The 18,250-nt window shown below is 34.0% G+C and carries 19 protein-coding genes; all 19 read left to right on the top strand.

Annotated features, from left to right (window positions below):
* The first annotated feature begins 1 nt into the window (after position 1).
* The 19 genes from fabD to dprA all read left to right on the top strand — a co-directional run bounded on the left by fabD (position 2) and on the right by dprA (position 18,114).
* A complete protein-coding gene (gene fabD / locus EP747_RS06945; protein ID WP_129689152.1) occupies positions 2-952 on the top strand; it encodes an ACP S-malonyltransferase in 951 nt (316 codons plus the stop codon).
* Complete coding sequence (gene fabG / locus EP747_RS06940; protein WP_098861808.1) at positions 946-1,689, top strand: 3-oxoacyl-[acyl-carrier-protein] reductase; 744 nt, start codon at positions 946-948, stop codon at positions 1,687-1,689. The genes fabD and fabG overlap by 7 nt, the downstream gene beginning before the upstream one ends.
* Before the next feature lie 67 nt (positions 1,690-1,756).
* Positions 1,757-1,990, top strand: a complete 234-nt coding sequence (acpP, locus tag EP747_RS06935; RefSeq protein ID WP_088012963.1) for an acyl carrier protein — start codon at positions 1,757-1,759, stop codon at positions 1,988-1,990.
* A 95-nt stretch (positions 1,991-2,085) separates the two neighbouring features.
* Positions 2,086-2,829 carry a ribonuclease III gene (rnc, locus tag EP747_RS06930; RefSeq protein WP_129689151.1) on the top strand — a complete coding sequence of 248 codons (744 nt, stop codon included), beginning with the start codon at positions 2,086-2,088 and terminating at the stop codon, positions 2,827-2,829.
* A 240-nt stretch (positions 2,830-3,069) separates the two neighbouring features.
* Positions 3,070-6,642: a chromosome segregation protein SMC gene (smc, locus tag EP747_RS06925; protein WP_129689150.1), complete on the top strand. Its 3,573-nt coding sequence runs from the start codon at positions 3,070-3,072 to the stop codon at positions 6,640-6,642.
* 14 nt (positions 6,643-6,656) lie between these two features.
* Complete coding sequence (gene ftsY, locus EP747_RS06920; RefSeq protein ID WP_129689149.1) at positions 6,657-7,649, top strand: signal recognition particle-docking protein FtsY; 993 nt, start codon at positions 6,657-6,659, stop codon at positions 7,647-7,649.
* A gap of 236 nt (positions 7,650-7,885) precedes the next feature.
* The gene (locus tag EP747_RS06910) at positions 7,886-8,218 is read left to right on the top strand and encodes a putative DNA-binding protein (RefSeq protein ID WP_098427113.1); all 333 of its coding nucleotides are present in this window, start codon (positions 7,886-7,888) and stop codon (positions 8,216-8,218) included.
* A gap of 16 nt (positions 8,219-8,234) precedes the next feature.
* Positions 8,235-9,578, top strand: coding sequence for a signal recognition particle protein (gene ffh, locus EP747_RS06905; RefSeq protein WP_129689148.1), 1,344 nt, complete (start codon positions 8,235-8,237; stop codon positions 9,576-9,578).
* A gap of 135 nt (positions 9,579-9,713) precedes the next feature.
* A complete protein-coding gene (rpsP, locus tag EP747_RS06900) occupies positions 9,714-9,986 on the top strand; it encodes a 30S ribosomal protein S16 (RefSeq protein ID WP_025569022.1) in 273 nt (90 codons plus the stop codon).
* A gap of 14 nt (positions 9,987-10,000) precedes the next feature.
* Entirely contained in the window at positions 10,001-10,228 is a 228-nt protein-coding gene (locus tag EP747_RS06895) for a KH domain-containing protein (RefSeq protein ID WP_025569023.1), read from the top strand.
* A gap of 264 nt (positions 10,229-10,492) precedes the next feature.
* On the top strand, positions 10,493-11,008 hold the full coding sequence (rimM, locus tag EP747_RS06890; protein WP_129689147.1) for a ribosome maturation factor RimM: 516 nt from the start codon (positions 10,493-10,495) through the stop codon (positions 11,006-11,008).
* The gene (gene trmD / locus EP747_RS06885; RefSeq protein WP_129689542.1) at positions 11,008-11,754 is read left to right on the top strand and encodes a tRNA (guanosine(37)-N1)-methyltransferase TrmD; all 747 of its coding nucleotides are present in this window, start codon (positions 11,008-11,010) and stop codon (positions 11,752-11,754) included. Before rimM ends, trmD begins: the two co-directional genes overlap by 1 nt.
* A gap of 130 nt (positions 11,755-11,884) precedes the next feature.
* Positions 11,885-12,229: a 50S ribosomal protein L19 gene (gene rplS, locus EP747_RS06880; protein ID WP_025569026.1), complete on the top strand. Its 345-nt coding sequence runs from the start codon at positions 11,885-11,887 to the stop codon at positions 12,227-12,229.
* A gap of 154 nt (positions 12,230-12,383) precedes the next feature.
* Entirely contained in the window at positions 12,384-12,938 is a 555-nt protein-coding gene (lepB, locus tag EP747_RS06875; RefSeq protein WP_056470894.1) for a signal peptidase I, read from the top strand.
* A 45-nt stretch (positions 12,939-12,983) separates the two neighbouring features.
* On the top strand, positions 12,984-13,883 hold the full coding sequence (ylqF, locus tag EP747_RS06870) for a ribosome biogenesis GTPase YlqF (RefSeq protein ID WP_097975497.1): 900 nt from the start codon (positions 12,984-12,986) through the stop codon (positions 13,881-13,883).
* Positions 13,884-13,954: 71 nt separating this feature from the next.
* A complete protein-coding gene (locus EP747_RS06865) occupies positions 13,955-14,725 on the top strand; it encodes a ribonuclease HII (RefSeq protein WP_129689146.1) in 771 nt (256 codons plus the stop codon).
* Positions 14,726-15,090: 365 nt separating this feature from the next.
* On the top strand, positions 15,091-16,251 hold the full coding sequence (gene sucC, locus EP747_RS06860) for an ADP-forming succinate--CoA ligase subunit beta (protein ID WP_056470885.1): 1,161 nt from the start codon (positions 15,091-15,093) through the stop codon (positions 16,249-16,251).
* 16 nt (positions 16,252-16,267) lie between these two features.
* Entirely contained in the window at positions 16,268-17,182 is a 915-nt protein-coding gene (gene sucD, locus EP747_RS06855; protein WP_098848363.1) for a succinate--CoA ligase subunit alpha, read from the top strand.
* A gap of 65 nt (positions 17,183-17,247) precedes the next feature.
* Positions 17,248-18,114 carry a DNA-processing protein DprA gene (gene dprA, locus EP747_RS06850; RefSeq protein ID WP_129689145.1) on the top strand — a complete coding sequence of 289 codons (867 nt, stop codon included), beginning with the start codon at positions 17,248-17,250 and terminating at the stop codon, positions 18,112-18,114.
* Positions 18,115-18,250: the final 136 nt, after the last annotated feature.

Genomic DNA, 18,250 nt, shown 5'->3' with positions numbered 1-18,250 from the left:
AATGGGTAAAGTGGCGTTTATTTTTCCTGGACAAGGATCACAAAAAGTTGGAATGGGTAAAGATGTAGCTGAGAGCTATAATGAATGTGGATCTATTTTTGAAACTGCTAACGAACAAATTGGTTTTAGTCTTTCTGAGATTATTTTCAATGGAACTGATGAAGAGTTAACTGCTACATATCATGCACAGCCAGCAATCTTAACAACTTCAATTGCTATGCTTGAGAAGATTAAATCAGCTGGAATTAAACCAGACTTTGTCGCTGGTCATAGTTTAGGTGAGTTTACAGCGCTTGTAGCAGCAAATAGCATTTCATTTGAAGACGGTGTTAAATTAGTACATAAACGTGGTCAATTAATGGAGCAAGCTGTACCAGTAGGACAAGGTGCTATGGCAGCTGTATTATTTTTAGCTCCAGAAAAAATTGAAGAAGTTATTTCTGAAGTGAATAAAAATGGTCATTCTGTAGGTATTGCGAATTATAATTCTCCTACACAAGTAGTTATTACTGGAGATGCAGAGGGTGTACAAATTGCTTCTGGTTTACTAAAAGAAGCTGGAGCTAAACGTGTATTACCTTTAAAAGTAAGTGGTCCATTCCACTCATCTTTAATGAAACCTGCAAGCGAAGAATTCCAAAATGAGCTTGGTAAAATAAATGTGAATGATTGTGTAACGCCATTAATTTCAAATGTTACTGCTAAAGTTGTTACAGATGCAAATGAAATTAAGGAATTGCTAGTTAATCAATTATATTCTCCGGTAAAATGGAACCAATCTATTCAAGAATTAGTTGACCTTGGTGTTGATACATTCGTTGAAATTGGACCTGGTAAAGTTTTAACTGGATTAGTAAAAGCGATCTCTCCATCATCAAAATTAGTAAATGTTTATGATGTTGAAACATTAAACCAATTTTTAAATGAATGGAAGGAAATAAAATCATGCTAAATGGTAAAGTTGCATTAGTTACAGGTGGATCTCGAGGTATCGGACGAGCAATCGCATTATCTTTAGCAAAAAATGGTGCGAATGTAGTTGTTAATTATTCTGGTAATGAAGCGGCTGCTCTTAAAGTTGTAGAAGAAATTACAGCTCTTGGAGTTAAAGCAATTGCATATAAAGCAAATGTATCAAATGGTGAAGAAGTTGCTGCATTAGTAAAAAATACTGTTGATGAATTTGGTAGTATTGATATACTAGTAAACAACGCAGGTATTACAAGAGATGGTCTTTTGTTACGTATGAAAGATGCTGATTGGGATGATGTAATTGATACAAACTTAAAAGGTGTATTCAATTGTATCAAAGCAGCAGCGAAGTTTATGACTCGTCAACGTAATGGCCGCATCATTAATATTAGTTCAGTTGTAGGACAAATTGGTAATCCAGGACAAATGAACTATGTAGCTGCAAAAGCTGGCGTATTAGGTTTAACAAAAACAGCAGCAAAGGAATTAGCTTCTAGAAATATTACAGTTAATGCAATTGCACCTGGTTTTATTGAAACTGATATGACAAATGAATTAAATGAGCAAATCAGAACACAAATGTTATCGAATATTCCATTGCAATCTTTTGGTCAACCAGAAGATATTGCAAATGCAGTAGTATTCTTAGCAATGGATGCAAGTAGATACATTACTGGACAAACAATCAATGTTGATGGTGGACTTGTAATGAATTAGTTTGGCGTTTGCCACATTTTTATGTATAATGCATAAGTAGACAATCTTTGGGGGGAGGTGAATAATAATGCAAGATGTATTAGAGCGCGTATCAAAGATTATTGTTGACCGTTTAGGTGTAGAAGAATCTGAGATCCAAGTTACAAGCCGTTTCAAAGAAGATTTAGACGCAGACTCATTAGACGTAGTTGAATTAGTAATGCAATTAGAAGATGAGTTTGAATTAGAAATTTCTGACGAAGATGCTGAAAAAATCGTCACAGTTGGTGATGTTGTGAACTACATAGAGAGCAACATGTAATGAGAAGAGTCCCGTATTTTATACGGGACTTCTCATCATTTTCTTGACTAGTAGGTTTAGCAGCATATCAAACTGCTTTTTAGTTGGAGGTAAATATGCCGCATTCAAGAAGAGTAAGAGAATTTAAACTTTCTGATGTTGAAAAAGAGAATTTTGTAAAATTACAAAAACAAATAAATATTATGTTTAATAATGAGAGCTTGCTAATTCAAGCGTTTACACATTCATCCTATGTGAATGAGCATCGAAAAAAACCATATGAAGATAATGAGAGATTAGAATATTTAGGGGATGCTGTTTTAGAGCTTACCGTTTCACAATATTTATTTCAAAAATATATTACTATGAGTGAAGGCGAGTTAACAAAATTACGTGCCGCAATTGTTTGTGAACCATCACTTGTGAAATTTGCGAATGAATTAGATTTTGGTCGATATATATTACTTGGTCGCGGAGAAGAAATGACAGGTGGTCGAACACGTCCAGCACTACTTGCGGATGTTTTTGAAGCATTCATTGGATCATTATATTTGGACCAAGGATTACAAACAGTTATTAACTTCTTATCTCTTCATATATTCCCAAAAATAAACGATGGTGCTTTTTCGCATGTGATGGATTTTAAAAGTCAATTACAAGAGTTTGTACAAAGAGACTCCACAGGTTCAATTGAGTATAAAATACTTCAAGAAAAAGGACCAGCTCATAACCGAGAATTTGTTTCAAAAGTATTATTAAATGGTGAAACTTTAGGAATCGGTAGTGGTAGATCTAAAAAAGAAGCAGAGCAACAAGCAGCTAAAGAAGCATTATTAAAATTAAAAGAGTCAAGTAAATAGATTAACTTAAAAATCTAGTAGAAACTTGTCAATTAAACGATAAAACTTGATTTTTTAGACTGATTGCAAGCGCTTGACTTTCGAGGATTTAAGCCTGATGAGGAACTTAATTTACCATAGACGGTAAAGAGCACCGTTTGACAGGTGAAGCAACGAAGAAAGCGATTGGCGGGCAGTCTGCTCCCCCTTTTATGGGGGAGTTTTTGTGTATATAATTAAATCAAAAAAGGGGGAATTCAGTTGTTCCTCAAACGACTAGATATAATTGGATTTAAATCATTCGCTCAGCGAGTTACGATAGATTTTGTAAAGGGTGTTACAGCAGTTGTAGGACCAAATGGAAGTGGTAAAAGTAATATTACAGATGCCATTAGATGGGTATTGGGCGAACAGTCAGTCAAATCATTACGAGGAGCGAAGATGGAGGATATTATTTTTGCTGGTAGTGATGGAAGAAAACCTTTAAATTATGCAGAAGTTACGCTGACTTTAGATAATGAAGATCAACAATTACCACTTGAGTATAGTGAAGTAAGTGTAACTAGACGTGTTTACCGTTCTGGAGATAGTGATTTTTATATTAATAAACAATCTTGTCGGTTAAAAGATATTGTTGATTTATTTATGGATTCTGGACTGGGAAGAGAGGCATTCTCTATTATTTCTCAAGGAAAGGTTGAAGAAATATTAAGCAGTAAGCCAGAAGAACGAAGAGGAATTTTTGAAGAAGCAGCTGGAGTATTAAAATATAAAAATCGAAAGAAAAAGGCTGAAGCAAAATTATTCGAAACGCAAGAAAACTTAAATCGAGTTGATGATATTTTATTTGAATTAAGCTCCCAAATTGAACCATTAAGAATGCAAGCTTCAATTGCAAAGGAATACATAGAACATAGAGATGAGCTAGAAAAGGTTGAGGCAGCTCTCTTAGTATACGAGATTGAATCGCTTCACCAGAAATGGGAGGAGCTTAAACTAGAAATTGCCCAAAACTCTGATTTAGAAATTGCGTTATCGACAGAGATTTCAACTGAAGAATCAAAACAACACGAATTACAAGAGAAATTAAATGCTTTAGATGAATCAATCGATCAATTGCAGCAAGTTTTATTAACCGTTACGAAGAACTTGGAAAAATATGAAGGTCAGAAAGAGCTAATGAAGGAGAGAAAAAGAAATACTTCATCTCAATCTGAACAATTAAGAAAACAAGTTGATGAAGTTACTGAACAAATAAACGAGACGAATAGATTAATCGAAGCAGAAAAAGAACAAGAAAAATTTTCTCGCCAAAATGTAAACAAAACGAGAACAAATATTGTTGAGATCCAAAATGAGATAACTTCTTATGAGGGTGATATTGAAGAACAAATCGAATTAATAAAATCTGATTATATTGAGCTTTTAAATAATCAAGCATCGATTAAAAATGAAAAAACGATGCTTGAAAAGCAAAGCCAACAATACTCAGTAAAATCGAGTCGATTAGATATAGAAAATGAAAAATACATTCGTCAAAGAGAGCAATTACAGAATAGAAAAACTGAATTGCTTAATGAGAAAGAACAATTTGATTTAACATTTAAACAGTTAAATGAAAAATTTGACTCTCTGAATAAGCAGCTTGATGAAACTTCAACAGTTTTAAAGGAAAAAGAAGAATTACTAAATAAAGCTTATCAGTTTATTCAACAAACAAAATCAAGAAAAGAAACACTTGAAGAACTTCAAGAAGATTTTGCTGGTTTTAATCAAGGTGTTAAAGAAATTTTGAAAGCAAGAGGCACAAGACTAGAAGGTATTAAAGGTGCAATTGCTGAACTAATTACAACAAACAAACAATACGAAATTGCGATTGAAATTGCATTAGGTGCAGCTACACAACAAATTGTTGTTGAAAATGACGAGCATGCTAGAAGAGCAATTCAATTTTTAAAGCAGCAACGACTAGGCCGAGCTACATTTTTACCAATGAATATTGTTAAAGCTCGTTTTGTACCAGCTAACGTTATTGAAGGATTAAAAAGAAATCCTTCCTTTATTGGAGTTGCATCATCACTTGTAAGTTATTCAAGCGAGTATGAGCAAGTGATCCAAAACTTACTTGGAACTGTTTTAATCGCACAAGATTTAAAAGGTGCTAATGAATTGGCTAAACTCGTTGGACATCGCTACCGATTTGTCACGCTTGAAGGAGATGTAGTTAATCCTGGTGGAGCGATGACTGGTGGAGCCGTTCGAACTACGAATTCTTCACTTATTGGAAGACAGCGAGAGTTAGAAGAAATCACCGTAAAGCTAAAGGATATGCAAGAAAAGACTAACTCACTTGAGAGCGAGGTCCAAATCCTTAAAGCGACAAATCTAGAAAGTTCTTCTGAAGCTCAGATGTTAAATGATGAAATTCAAAAGGTTAAGCAAATAATTGTTTCAATTATGGAACAACTAAAAAGTATCGAATTCGAAGAAAAAAATATAAACGATGCTTTAGCAATCTATGATTTAGAAATGGGAAGTTCAGCAAGTGATTTATTAAAGGTTAAAGACCGTCTAGAGGAATTATCATCGTTAAATGCAAATGTGAAAAATGAGATTATTTCAAAAGAACAGAAGATAAATGAATTAACTGAACGGAAACTAAATCAAAAGGAAATTAAAGATGAATTACAATCGAAGTTAACTAGTCTGAAAATTTCTCTAGCACAAGAAGAGCAAAAGTTAGGTTATAGTAACGAAAGAATTCGCCAGTTTGAAGAAAATTCTATAAAACAAAAGCAAATTCTTGAAGAAACGAAGGAAAAAATAATCTTCTTATCAAGTGAACTTATGACGAATGAAAATGGTAAGGAAGAGCTCGAGAAAATAATTTCGGATACTCGCATTGAATTTTCAAAAACGACAGAAATTATTTCTAAACGTCGAGAACAACGAATTGCTTATCAAACAGAGCTAGAAGATTATGTTCAATCATTACGTGAAAAGCAACGTCAATATAAGTCACTTTCTGATTTACTAAAACAGCAAGAAGTAAATAGTAATCGACTTGATGTAGAACTTGAAAATCGTCTTGAACAACTGAATGTAAAGTATATGACTACTTACGAAGCGGCCAAAATGAAATATACACTAGAAATGACAGTTGATGATGCAAGGAAACGAGTTAAACTATTAAAGCGTTCAATTGAGGAATTAGGAACTGTAAATATTGGTGCAATTGATGAGTATGAACGAGTATCTGAACGTCATGATTTTCTTCAAGAACAAAGAACTGATTTAAATGAAGCAAAAATCACACTTTACAATGTAATTAGTGAGATGGATGAAGAAATGACAAAACGTTTCGAAACAAGTTTTAGTGCAATTCGTGAAAAATTCCAAGTCGTCTTTACTCAATTGTTTGGTGGAGGAAGAGCTGATTTAGTTCTGACAGATGAGGAAAATTTACTGTTAACAGGTGTCGATATTGTTGCACAGCCACCAGGTAAAAAGCTTCAAAATTTAGGCTTATTATCAGGAGGCGAACGAGCACTTACGGCAATCGCACTACTTTTTGCAATTTTACAAGTACGTCCAGTACCTTTCTGTGTACTTGATGAGGTTGAAGCCGCACTAGATGAGGCCAATGTAGCTCGATTTGCAAAATTCTTAAAATATTTTAGTGAACAAACTCAATTTATTGTTATTACACACCGTAAAGGTACTATGGAAGAATGTGATGTACTATACGGTGTTACAATGCAAGAATACGGAGTTTCTACGCTAGTATCAGTTCGTTTGGATGAAGGCGAAACATTATTATCGAATGGTAATTAGAAAGGATTGAAATTATGAGCTTTTTTAAGAAATTAAAAGAAACAATCTCCAAGCAAACGGAGTCAGTGACTCAAAAATTTAAAACTGGATTAGAGAAATCTAGAAATAACCTGACAGAAGGGTTAAACGATTTATTTGCTAGATACCGTAAAGTAGATGAAGATTTTTTTGAAGAACTTGAAGAAATTCTAATTATGGCTGATGTTGGTGTAAACACAGTAATGGAACTAGTAGAGGACTTGAAATTTGAAGTTAAACGAAAAAATATTCAAGATCCAAAAGGTGTACAAGAGGTAATTTCTGAAAAATTAGTTGAATTGTATAAAGGTGATGATTTAACTGATGATTCATTTGAGTTAAATTTAAATCCTGATGGTTTAACAGTTGTTTTATTCGTTGGAGTTAACGGAGTAGGTAAAACAACTTCAATTGGTAAAATCGCTCATAAACTAAAAACTGAAGGCAAAAAAGTACTGCTTGCTGCTGGTGATACATTTAGAGCGGGTGCTATTGATCAATTAGAAGTTTGGGGAGAACGAGTTGGTGTTGACACAATTAAACAAGGTGAAGGATCAGATCCAGCTGCAGTAATGTATGATGCGGTTCAAGCTGCAAAAGCTCGTAAAGTAGATGTTTTACTTTGTGACACAGCTGGCCGCCTACAAAATAAAGTGAACTTAATGAAAGAACTTGAAAAAGTACGAAATGTCATTGCTAGAGAAGTACCTGGTGCACCACACGAAGTATTACTAGTAATTGATGCAACAACTGGCCAAAATGGTCTTGTTCAAGCAAAAACATTCTCCGAAGCAACAAATGTCACTGGCATCGTCTTGACGAAACTAGACGGAACGGCTAAAGGTGGTATTGTTTTAGCAATCCGAAACGAACTAAAAGTACCAGTAAAATTCGTCGGCCTTGGAGAACAAATGGACGACCTACAACCATTCCAAGCAGAACAATTTGTATATGGCCTATTTGGAGATTTAATGAATAAAGAAGCATAATTTAAAAATTAAGAAATGAAGTGGATATGTTTAAATTGAAAGACATATCCACTTTTTTTAAATTGTGTGAATAGCAAGATAGGTAAGACCGTGATGGAGTGAACGTCAAATTTTGTTGTTTTGATTTTTATTAATCGTCAAGTAAAAAACTTGACAGATATTTGTGTATTAGGTAAACTAGCATATGTAAAGGCAATTCACTTAACAAAGGAGTGATAGTTTTGGCAGATCATACAATGTTAGATAAGACGATGAGAATCAATTATCTATATGATTTTTATCATTCTCTTTTAACTCCTAAACAACAAAACTATATGTCATTATATTATTTGGATGACTATTCTTTAGGTGAGATTGCGGAAGAGTTTAACATTAGTAGACAGGCGGTTTATGATAATATAAAACGTACTGAAGCTATGTTAGAAGAATATGAAGAGAAATTATTACTTCTAAAAAAATTTCAACAACGAAATGAACTTTTAAATCATTTGAAAACTTATGCCAAAAAAGGTAAAGTTGTAGATGACGAGTTTCTTCGAGTTATCGATGCGTTAGAGAAATTAGAATAATAAGGAGGACGGTTTTATGGCATTTGAAGGATTAGCCGACCGACTTCAAAAGACATTACAAAAGGTTCGAGGCAAAGGTAAAGTATCTGAATCTGATGTCAAGGAAATGATGAGAGAAGTACGTCTTGCTTTACTTGAGGCGGATGTTAACTTTAAAGTTGTTAAAGATTTTGTGAAACGTGTTTCTGAACGAGCTGTAGGACAAGAAGTATTACAAAGCTTAACGCCTGGTCAACATGTTGTAAAGGTAGTTCAAGAAGAACTAACAGCATTAATGGGTGGAGAACAAAGCAAAATTGCTGTTGCAAATCGCCCGCCGACTGTTATTATGATGGTTGGTTTACAAGGTGCTGGTAAAACAACAACGACTGGTAAATTAGCGAATTTACTTCGAAAAAAGTACAATCGTAAGCCACTTTTAGTTGCAGCAGATATTTACCGTCCTGCCGCGATTAAACAGCTTCAAACATTAGGTAAACAATTAGATTTACCAGTATTTACATTAGGAGATCAAGTAAGTCCAGTTGAAATTGCGAAACAAGCGATTCAACACGCTAAGGATGAACATCATGACTATGTCCTAATTGATACTGCAGGTCGTTTACATATTGACGAAGGTTTAATGGAAGAACTTGCACAAATTAAAGAACTTTCAAAACCTGAAGAAATCTTCCTAGTTGTTGATGCAATGACAGGACAAGATGCAGTCAATGTGGCACAAAGCTTTAATGATCAATTAGGTTTAACTGGAGTCGTTTTGACGAAGCTTGATGGCGATACTCGTGGTGGTGCAGCATTATCAATTCGTGCAGTTACAAATACTCCAATTAAATTTGTTGGACTTGGTGAAAAACTAGATGCAATTGAGCCGTTCCATCCAGAACGAATGGCATCACGTATTCTAGGAATGGGTGATGTGCTTACTCTAATTGAAAAGGCACAAGAAAACGTAGACCAAGAAAAAGCAAAAGAAATGGAACAAAAATTAAGAAATGCATCTTTTTCTTTAGATGATTTCTTAGACCAACTTTCTCAAGTTAAAAAAATGGGACCACTTGGTGATATTTTAAAAATGATGCCAGGTGCAAACAAAATTAAAGGATTGAATGATCTGCAAATTGACGATAAACAAATCGCTCATGTAGAGGCAATTATTCAATCGATGACAAAGCAGGAAAAGCTTACACCAGATATTATTAACTCTAGTCGCAGAAAGCGAATAGCTAAAGGTTCTGGTCGCCCTGTACAAGAAATAAACCGTTTATTAAAACAGTTTGAAGAAATGAAAAAAATGATGAAAATGATGGGCGGCATGCAAAAAGGGAAGAAGAAAGGTTTTAAATTTCCGGGCTTATTCTAACCTATTTGTATAATTTTCCAGCATTTAAACATCATTTAATAAAAAATTATGCTGTTAAGAAATTTTACTTTACAAACAGTATTGGTTTTTGATAATATATAAAACGTTGTAAATATTTTCGGAGGTGCTTTAAAAATGGCAGTTAAAATTCGTTTAAAACGTATGGGAGCTAAAAAATCTCCTTTTTACCGTGTAGTAGTAGCAGACGCTCGTTCTCCTCGTGATGGACGTTTCATCGAGGAAATTGGAACTTACAATCCAGTTGCTCAACCAGCTGAAATCAAAATTAACGAAGAAGCAGCATTAAAATGGTTAGGAACAGGTGCTAAACCATCTGATACAGTTCGTAACTTATTCTCTAAAGCTGGTATCTTAGAGAAATTCCACAACGCTCGCAACGGCAAGTAATTATGGAAAAAAAGATGAATACACTCATAAATGCAATTGTTTCAAGTCTTGTAGATCATCCAGAGGATATTTCACTTCAAGTAAAAGAAGATGAGAACAATCTATTCTTTCATTTACAGGTAAACCCTGAAGATGCTGGTAGAGTGATTGGCAAACATGGTAAAATTGCTAAAGCGATTCGTACGGTTGTATATGCAGCAAGTAATGAACACGCAAAACGTATTCACTTAGATATTCAGTAATGTAAAACGGTCCTTGGCTATAGCTAAGGGCCGTTTTCAACATTACAGAGTTTTACGGGTAATCCCAATATAATGTTGTGTGGTAGCACTCTTTTTATGAATAGCATGTTGTCGTTGAGCAAGAGGTAATTTAATGGCTTTTAAGATATGCTATACTTGGCATTAGGCAAGTTGTTTTAACCGTTGAAGTCTCATGTAGACATATATACAATCTAAATGGTCAAACTAATAATGAACATAGAATTTTAATATAGAGGTAAAAGAATGAAAAAATATTTAAATGTCGGAAAAATAGTAAATACACATGGAGTTCGAGGAGAGGTTCGTGTTATTTCAAGAACTGATTTTCCAGAAAAACGTTACGTAAAAGGTAATACACTATATTTCTTTAAAGAAAACGAATCAGCACCAATTGAATTAATCGTTACAAGTCACCGTGTACATAAAAATTTTGATTTACTTACATTTGAAGGGTATGAGTCTTTAAACTCTGTAGAACCACTTAAAAATGGGATTTTAAAGATTACCGAAGATCAATTACACGAGTTAGATAAAAATGAGTACTATTACCATGAAATCATTGGTTGTGTTGTTGAGACAATTGATGGAGAAGAAATCGGAAAAATAAAAGAAATATTATCTCCAGGTGCAAACGATGTTTGGGTTATACAAAGAAAAGGTCAAAAAGATGCCCTTATTCCTTATATCGAGCAAATTGTGAAAGAAATAGATGTAGCGAATAAAAAAGTTAAAATCCAATTAATGGAAGGTCTATTATGATGAAATTAGACTTTCTAACCCTTTTCCCAGAAATGTTTGAAGGAGTTTTAAATTCTTCTATTTTAAAAAAAGCACAAGAAAAAGAGGCTGTTAAGTTTCGTTGTGTAAATTTTAGAGATTTCTCTACGAATAAACATTCAAACGTTGATGACTATCCATATGGTGGCGGCGCTGGTATGGTACTAGCTCCACAGCCGATTTTTGATGCTGTTGATGAATTAGTATCAAAAAGTGAAAATAAGCCGAGAGTAGTTCTTCTATGCCCTCAAGGAGAGCGATTTAATCAACGTAAAGCTGAAGAGCTTGCAAAAGAGGAGCACTTAATCTTTATTTGTGGACATTATGAAGGCTATGATGAACGAATTCGTGAACATGTAGTGACGGATGAAATCTCAATTGGAGATTATGTATTAACAGGTGGAGAACTTGGTGCTATGGTAATTGCTGATAGCGTTGTTCGTTTATTGCCTGGGGTACTTGGTAATACTACTTCAAAAATTGAAGATTCATTTAGTACAGGTTTATTAGAGCATCCTCATTACACGAGACCTGCCGAATTTAGAGGCCATAAAGTACCAGATGTTTTATTATCTGGAAATCATGCTCTAATCGAAGAATGGCGAACAAAACAATCATTTAAACGAACGATAACACGTCGTCCAGATTTACTCGAAAACTACTCTCTTTCTAAAAAAGAGTCAAAATGGATGGATCAAGTAAAAGAAGAATTAAAACAAGAAAACTAGTTGCGTGTACTAATAGAATATGTTAATATAACTTGTGGCTTGAGTAAATACTTAAGCCTTTATTCTCGGTGTTCCGCTGCGAGTCACTAAATCTTGTAAGAGCATCGGTTGGAAAAGGAGAGCATAAATTATGCAAAATTTAATCAACGAAATTACAAAAGAACAACTAAGAACTGACTTACCAGCATTCCGTCCTGGTGATACTGTACGAGTTCACGTTAAAGTTGTTGAGGGTACTCGTGAGCGTATCCAATTATTCGAAGGTGTAGTTATTAAACGTCGTGGTGGCGGAATTAGCGAAACTTTCACAGTTCGTAAAATTTCTTATGGAGTTGGTGTTGAACGTACGTTCCCAATTCACACTCCAAAAATTGCTAAATTAGACGTTGTTCGTCGCGGTAAAGTACGTCGTGCTAAACTTTACTACCTACGTGCACTTACTGGTAAAAAAGCAAGAATTAAAGAACTTCGATAGTCTTTTGAAAGGAGCTTGTATTAAACAAGCTCCTTTTTTTCCAATATTTGTAGATAATGGATATAATAAAAAGTAAAATAGAATACATAAATAAAGTTATTAACTGAACTGGTTAAAACTGCAAAACGTAAGGTTATAAAATGGAGGGATTAGGTTGAAAGAAAGCAATAGTGGTGGAATTTGGGAATTAGTTAAAACAATTTTTATTGCGCTTGTACTTGCACTTGGTATTCGAACATTCCTTTTTACACCGGTTTTAGTTGACGGTATCTCAATGATGCCAACACTACAGGATCAAAGTAGAATGATTGTAAATAAGATCGTATACAAACTACATGAACCTAGACGTTTTGATATTGTAGTCTTCCATGCTACAAAAGAAAAAGATTATATTAAACGAGTTATTGGCTTACCAGGTGACACAGTAGAATATAGAAATGATGTTCTTTATGTTAACGGTAAACCGTATAAAGAACCATATTTGAACGAATATAAAAAAGAAACGACAGATGGTCCTCTAACTGAAGACTTTAAGTTAGAAGAGATTACTGGTAGAAAAACTGTACCTAAAGGACAAGTATTCGTTTTAGGTGATAATCGTCGATTAAGTAAAGATAGTCGTATTATCGGAACAGTTAGTCAAAAAGAAATTTTAGGCCGAGCAAGTTTTGTTTTTTGGCCGTTATCTGAGGTTGAAATGGCTAAATAAAAGCCAAATTAATCTTGATTATTCAATGTATAAGAAGGTGGCAACATGACGATTCAATGGTTTCCTGGCCATATGGCAAAAGCTAGAAGACAAGTTACTGAAAAACTTTCATTAATTGATGTTGTAATAGAATTAGCGGATGCAAGGGTACCTGCAGCTTCTAGAAATCCAATGATCGATGAAATAATTTCAAATAAACCAAGATTGCTTTTGTTAAATAAAGCGGATTTAGCAGATCCAAGAATTACTCAGCAATGGCTAGCGCATTATGAAAAACAAGGTGTAATGGCAATTGCTATTGATGCAGCATCTGGACAAGGCTTAAAAGCGATTATTTCTTCTTGTGAAATACTTGTAAAAGAGAAATTTGATAAAATGAGATCAAAAGGGATTAAACCTCGCGCAATTCGAGCGTTAATTGTTGGGATTCCAAATGTTGGTAAATCGACTTTAATCAATAAGCTCGCACGTAAAAATATTGCTAAAACTGGTGACCGTCCAGGTGTAACGCAAGCACAGCAGTGGATAAAAGTAGGGAAAGAAATTGAACTGCTTGATACACCAGGTATATTGTGGCCTAAATTTGAAGATCAACTTGTAGGACTTCGTTTAGCAACTACAGGAGCAATTAAAGATAGTATCATTAACCTACAAGAAGTAATGATTTATGCGATTAAATATTTAAGAGAGTTTTATCCAAATGTATTAAAAGAAAGATATGACATGAATGAGGAAGTTTTATTTTCTGAAGAAGTCGTCGATATTTTTGATCATATTGGAAAGAAACGTGGATTACTTATGTCAGGCGGAATTATAGATTATGATAAAACATCTGATTTATTTTTACGTGAGCTAAGAGCGGGTAAATTAGGAAGGTTAACTTTCGAAAATCCATCAATGCTTGAAGTGACTGATGAAATATTAGAAGAAAGTGCGCAAGAATAAGCGTACTTTCTTCTTTTTTAATGAAAATTTATGGTTCAAACAGAACATGTGTATAAAAGGAGTTCTAATTTATGTCTCTGAAAATAGATGAAATAAAAAATAAACTAAGTGAATTAACTGACCCAATGAATGAACTCTTAAAAGAATTAGAAAGTGATCAAAGAATTGGTGTGCAAAAGCTAGTTGCAAAATGGTATAAAGAACAAGAAAAACGAGATTTAGCTAGGAAGAAATACCTTAAAATGATGGAATATGAACAGAATCTTTATAGCCAAAATATAAAATTAATTGCAGGAGTAGATGAAGTTGGTAGGGGTCCATTAGCTGGTCCTGTTGTAGCAGCGGCTGTAATTTTAGCGGAAAATACTGAGCTAATTGGATTAGATGATTCAAAAAAATTATCTAAAGAGAAACGACAGTATTTCGTAAAGCGGATTAAGGAAGAAGCTATTTCATATGGGGTTGGTATGGCCAGTTCAACTGAAATAGATGAAATCAATATTTATGAAGCAACTAAATTAGCGATGAGACGTGCGATCGAACAGCTTACTCATTCGCCTGAACATTTATTAATTGATGCAATGAAACTTCCGCTGGACATTTCTCAAACATCAATCATTAAGGGAGATGCAACAAGCATCAGTATAGCAGCTGCATCTGTACTTGCAAAAGAAACAAGGGATTCTTTAATGTGCGAACTTAGTTTAAAGCATCCAAACTATGGATTTGAAAAGCATATGGGATATGGAACAAAGGAACATCTAAAAGCGATCGATGAGCATGGAATTATTAATGAACACAGAAGATCCTTTGCACCAATAAAAGAAAAAGTTAAATTATAAAAATAATTGGTAGTTAGATTACATCAATTTAATGAAGTTGACTAAAATATAATAGATTAACGACGTTTAAAATTACATAACTTTTAAGTTTGTATTAAGTAGATAAATGAATCGAAATGATATAAACCTAAAATCAAAAATGATACTAACTGTCGTTAATCTATTTTTTATAGGATAAGATAAATTATTGGAAAAATAATATTGTAATATGATAAACTACATTAACTATTGTATATGAAAGGGTTTTCTATATAAAAACATAGAATATTTAATTCTTTTCTACTAAAGTATTTACAGTATATTCTGTAAGAGATACAATAGGGATGTGTTTTAATTTGTCTTGTTCTAAAAGGGGAGGATGGATCATGAATATCCATGAGTATCAAGGGAAAGAAATCCTACGAAGCTATGGCGTAAAAGTACCAAACGGTAAAGTTGCATTCACAGTTGAAGAAGCAGTAGAAGCAGCTAAAGAATTAGGTACAGCTGTATGCGTAGTAAAAGCTCAAATTCACGCTGGTGGCCGCGGTAAAGCGGGTGGCGTAAAAGTAGCGAAAAATTTAGATGAAGTAAATACATATGCTAGTGAAATTCTAGGTAAAGTATTAGTTACTCATCAAACTGGACCAGAAGGTAAGGAAGTTAAGCGCTTACTTATCGAAGAAGGCTGCGATATTAAAAAAGAATATTATGTTGGTTTAGTTTTAGACCGCGCTACTTCACAAGTTGTATTAATGGCTTCTGAAGAAGGTGGAACTGAAATTGAAGAAGTAGCAGAAAAAACACCTGAAAAAATCTTTAAAGAGTATATTGATCCTGCAGTAGGTCTACAAGGCTTCCAAGCTCGTCGTATTGCGTTCAATATCAACATTCCAAGCAACTTAGTAAACAAAGCTGTTAAGTTCATGATGGGCTTATATAGTGCGTTTATCGAAAAAGATTGCTCAATCGCTGAAATTAACCCATTAGTAGTTACAGGTGATGGAGAAGTAATGGCATTAGATGCAAAGTTAAATTTTGACTCAAATGCTTTATATCGTCATGCAGACATTTTAGCTTACCGTGACTTAGAAGAAGAAGATCCAAAAGAAATCGAAGCTTCTAAGTATGACTTAAACTATATTTCTTTATACGGAAATATCGGATGTATGGTTAATGGTGCAGGTCTGGCAATGGCTACAATGGATATCATCAAACACTACGGTGGAGATCCGGCTAACTTCCTTGATGTAGGGGGCGGTGCTACAGCTGAGAAAGTTACAGAAGCGTTTAAAATCATCCTTTCTGACCAAAATGTTAAAGGGATTTTCGTTAATATCTTCGGTGGCATCATGAAGTGTGATGTTATTGCTGAAGGTGTAATCGAAGCAACTAAACAAGTTGGTTTACACTTACCATTAGTAGTTCGTTTAGAAGGAACGAATGTTGAATTAGGTAAGAAGATTCTTAATGAGTCAGGCTTAAACATTGTTGCAGCAGATTCAATGGCCGATGGCGCTGAAAAAATCGTTGCACTTGTAGGCTAAGAAAGGGAGGATAAAAATGAGCGTATTCATTAATAAAGATACAAAAGTCATTGTACAAGGTATTACTGGTTCACAAGGCTTATTCCATACAACTCAAATGTTAGAGTATGGTACTAAAATCGTTGGTGGTGTAACTCCTGGTAAAGGTGGAACTGACATTGCTGGCGTACCTGTATTCAATACAGTTAAAGATGCAGTTGATGCTACTGGTGCTAATGCATCTGTAATCTACGTACCACCAGCATTTGCTGCTGATGCAATCATGGAAGCAGTTGATGCAGAATTAGATATCGCAATTTGTATTACAGAAGGTATTCCAGTACTTGATATGGTAAAAGTTAAAAAGTACATGGAAGGCAAAAAGACTAGATTAGTTGGTCCTAACTGCCCTGGTGTTATCACTCCAGATGAGTGTAAAATTGGTATCATGCCTGGTTACATTCATAAAAAAGGTCATGTAGGAATCGTATCACGTTCTGGTACATTAACATATGAGGCTGTACATCAATTAACTCAAGCTGGTATTGGTCAATCTACAGCTGTAGGTATTGGTGGAGACCCTGTAAATGGAACAAACTTCATCGATGTATTAAAAGCATTCAATGAAGATCCAGAAACTTATGCAGTTATTATGATTGGTGAAATCGGTGGAACTGCAGAAGAAGAAGCTGCTGAGTGGGTACAAGCTAATATGGCGAAACCAGTAGTAGGGTTCATTGGCGGTCAAACAGCTCCAGAAGGTAAACGTATGGGACATGCTGGTGCAATCATCGCAGGCGGTAAAGGTACTGCTAAAGAGAAAATGGCTACAATGGAAAGCTGTGGCATTAAAGTTGCACTTACTCCTGCAGTAATGGGCGAAACTTTAATTGGTGTATTAAAAGAGCGTGGCTTATATGAACAATGTAAGACACATGAAGCTTTAGTATAAGAATAATAATGATTAAATAAGTAGCCTCCGATAGGAGGCTACTTTCTTATAAGAAAGGAGAATACATGAAAAAGAAAATTCGACTTATTCATTTGCATCATTTTTTATTTGAAAACTATCAAGCAATCAAGAAGATTCTTCTCTATGATCCACATTTAGAAAACCTCTATCAATATTCACCTTCTACATTTAAAACTACATTTCAACTGACTTCTAAAGCCGCTGAAAAATTATATGATCAACTTCATTCAACTTCCATTTTTGATATTTTAAAAGAAAGCTATAAAAAAAATATTAAAATTATTACAATTTATGATGATTTATATCCGGATTTGTTAAGAGAAATATGTGATCCTCCGTTTGTTTTATATTTAAAAGGTAATCAAAATATTCTTAATGAACAATTCATGTTGAGTATAATTGGAGCTAGAAATCCAACTTTATTTGCGAAAATTATTTGTGATTCGATAATATTAGGTCTGATAAGAGAAAATTGTGTTATTGTTAGTGGAATGGCATCTGGATGCGATTCAATTGCACATAATTCAGCTATTTTCCACAATGGAACAACGATTGCAGTGGTCGGATGTGGGTTAGACTATATTTATCCGAAAGAAAACCGTAACTTATTTAATGAAATATCATTAAATCATTTAGTTATTAGCGAATATCCATATTATATTAGACCAGAAAAAAGATATTTTCCTAGAAGAAATAGAATTATTGCTGGGTTATCAAAAGGTTTAATCGTTTTAGAGGCTAAGGAGAAGAGCGGGACGATGATTACTGCAAATTTTGCAATTCAATATAATAGAGAGGTATTTGCAGTGCCAGGTCCGATTATAATGGAAGAATATAAAGGAAATCATCGATTAATTCAGGATGGAGCGAAATTAATTACATGTACAAATGATATTTTAGAGGAATTTTAGGAATATACTAAAAAATAAAAAAATATGTTTATATTACAAAATATTGACAATACTAATGCGACTTGTGTTATTTTAAATCTAAATAAAATTTGACTAATGTATAGATTAAACTATACAATTTGAAATTGTATGAAGG

Source organism: Gottfriedia acidiceleris (genome assembly GCF_004138285.1).
In the GTDB taxonomy this organism is placed as follows: Bacteria; Bacillota; Bacilli; order Bacillales; family Bacillaceae_G; genus Gottfriedia; species Gottfriedia acidiceleris_A.
This window is presented reverse-complemented; position numbering and strand designations above follow the sequence as displayed.

Excerpts from the sequence above, each read along its gene's own strand:
- EP747_RS06910 (WP_098427113.1), top strand. The coding sequence starts at position 7,886 with ATGTTAGATAAGACGATGAGAATCAATTATCTATATGATTTTTATCAT.
- rimM (WP_129689147.1), top strand. The coding sequence starts at position 10,493 with ATGAAAAAATATTTAAATGTCGGAAAAATAGTAAATACACATGGAGTT.
- ftsY (WP_129689149.1), top strand. The coding sequence starts at position 6,657 with ATGAGCTTTTTTAAGAAATTAAAAGAAACAATCTCCAAGCAAACGGAG.
- rplS (WP_025569026.1), top strand. The coding sequence starts at position 11,885 with ATGCAAAATTTAATCAACGAAATTACAAAAGAACAACTAAGAACTGAC.
- EP747_RS06895 (WP_025569023.1), top strand. The coding sequence starts at position 10,001 with ATGAATACACTCATAAATGCAATTGTTTCAAGTCTTGTAGATCATCCA.
- ylqF (WP_097975497.1), top strand. The coding sequence starts at position 12,984 with ATGACGATTCAATGGTTTCCTGGCCATATGGCAAAAGCTAGAAGACAA.
- fabG (WP_098861808.1), top strand. The coding sequence starts at position 946 with ATGCTAAATGGTAAAGTTGCATTAGTTACAGGTGGATCTCGAGGTATC.
- EP747_RS06865 (WP_129689146.1), top strand. The coding sequence starts at position 13,955 with ATGTCTCTGAAAATAGATGAAATAAAAAATAAACTAAGTGAATTAACT.
- rnc (WP_129689151.1), top strand. The coding sequence starts at position 2,086 with ATGCCGCATTCAAGAAGAGTAAGAGAATTTAAACTTTCTGATGTTGAA.
- ffh (WP_129689148.1), top strand. The coding sequence starts at position 8,235 with ATGGCATTTGAAGGATTAGCCGACCGACTTCAAAAGACATTACAAAAG.
- acpP (WP_088012963.1), top strand. The coding sequence starts at position 1,757 with ATGCAAGATGTATTAGAGCGCGTATCAAAGATTATTGTTGACCGTTTA.
- trmD (WP_129689542.1), top strand. The coding sequence starts at position 11,008 with ATGAAATTAGACTTTCTAACCCTTTTCCCAGAAATGTTTGAAGGAGTT.
- sucD (WP_098848363.1), top strand. The coding sequence starts at position 16,268 with ATGAGCGTATTCATTAATAAAGATACAAAAGTCATTGTACAAGGTATT.
- rpsP (WP_025569022.1), top strand. The coding sequence starts at position 9,714 with ATGGCAGTTAAAATTCGTTTAAAACGTATGGGAGCTAAAAAATCTCCT.
- dprA (WP_129689145.1), top strand. The coding sequence starts at position 17,248 with ATGAAAAAGAAAATTCGACTTATTCATTTGCATCATTTTTTATTTGAA.
- sucC (WP_056470885.1), top strand. The coding sequence starts at position 15,091 with ATGAATATCCATGAGTATCAAGGGAAAGAAATCCTACGAAGCTATGGC.
- fabD (WP_129689152.1), top strand. The coding sequence starts at position 2 with ATGGGTAAAGTGGCGTTTATTTTTCCTGGACAAGGATCACAAAAAGTT.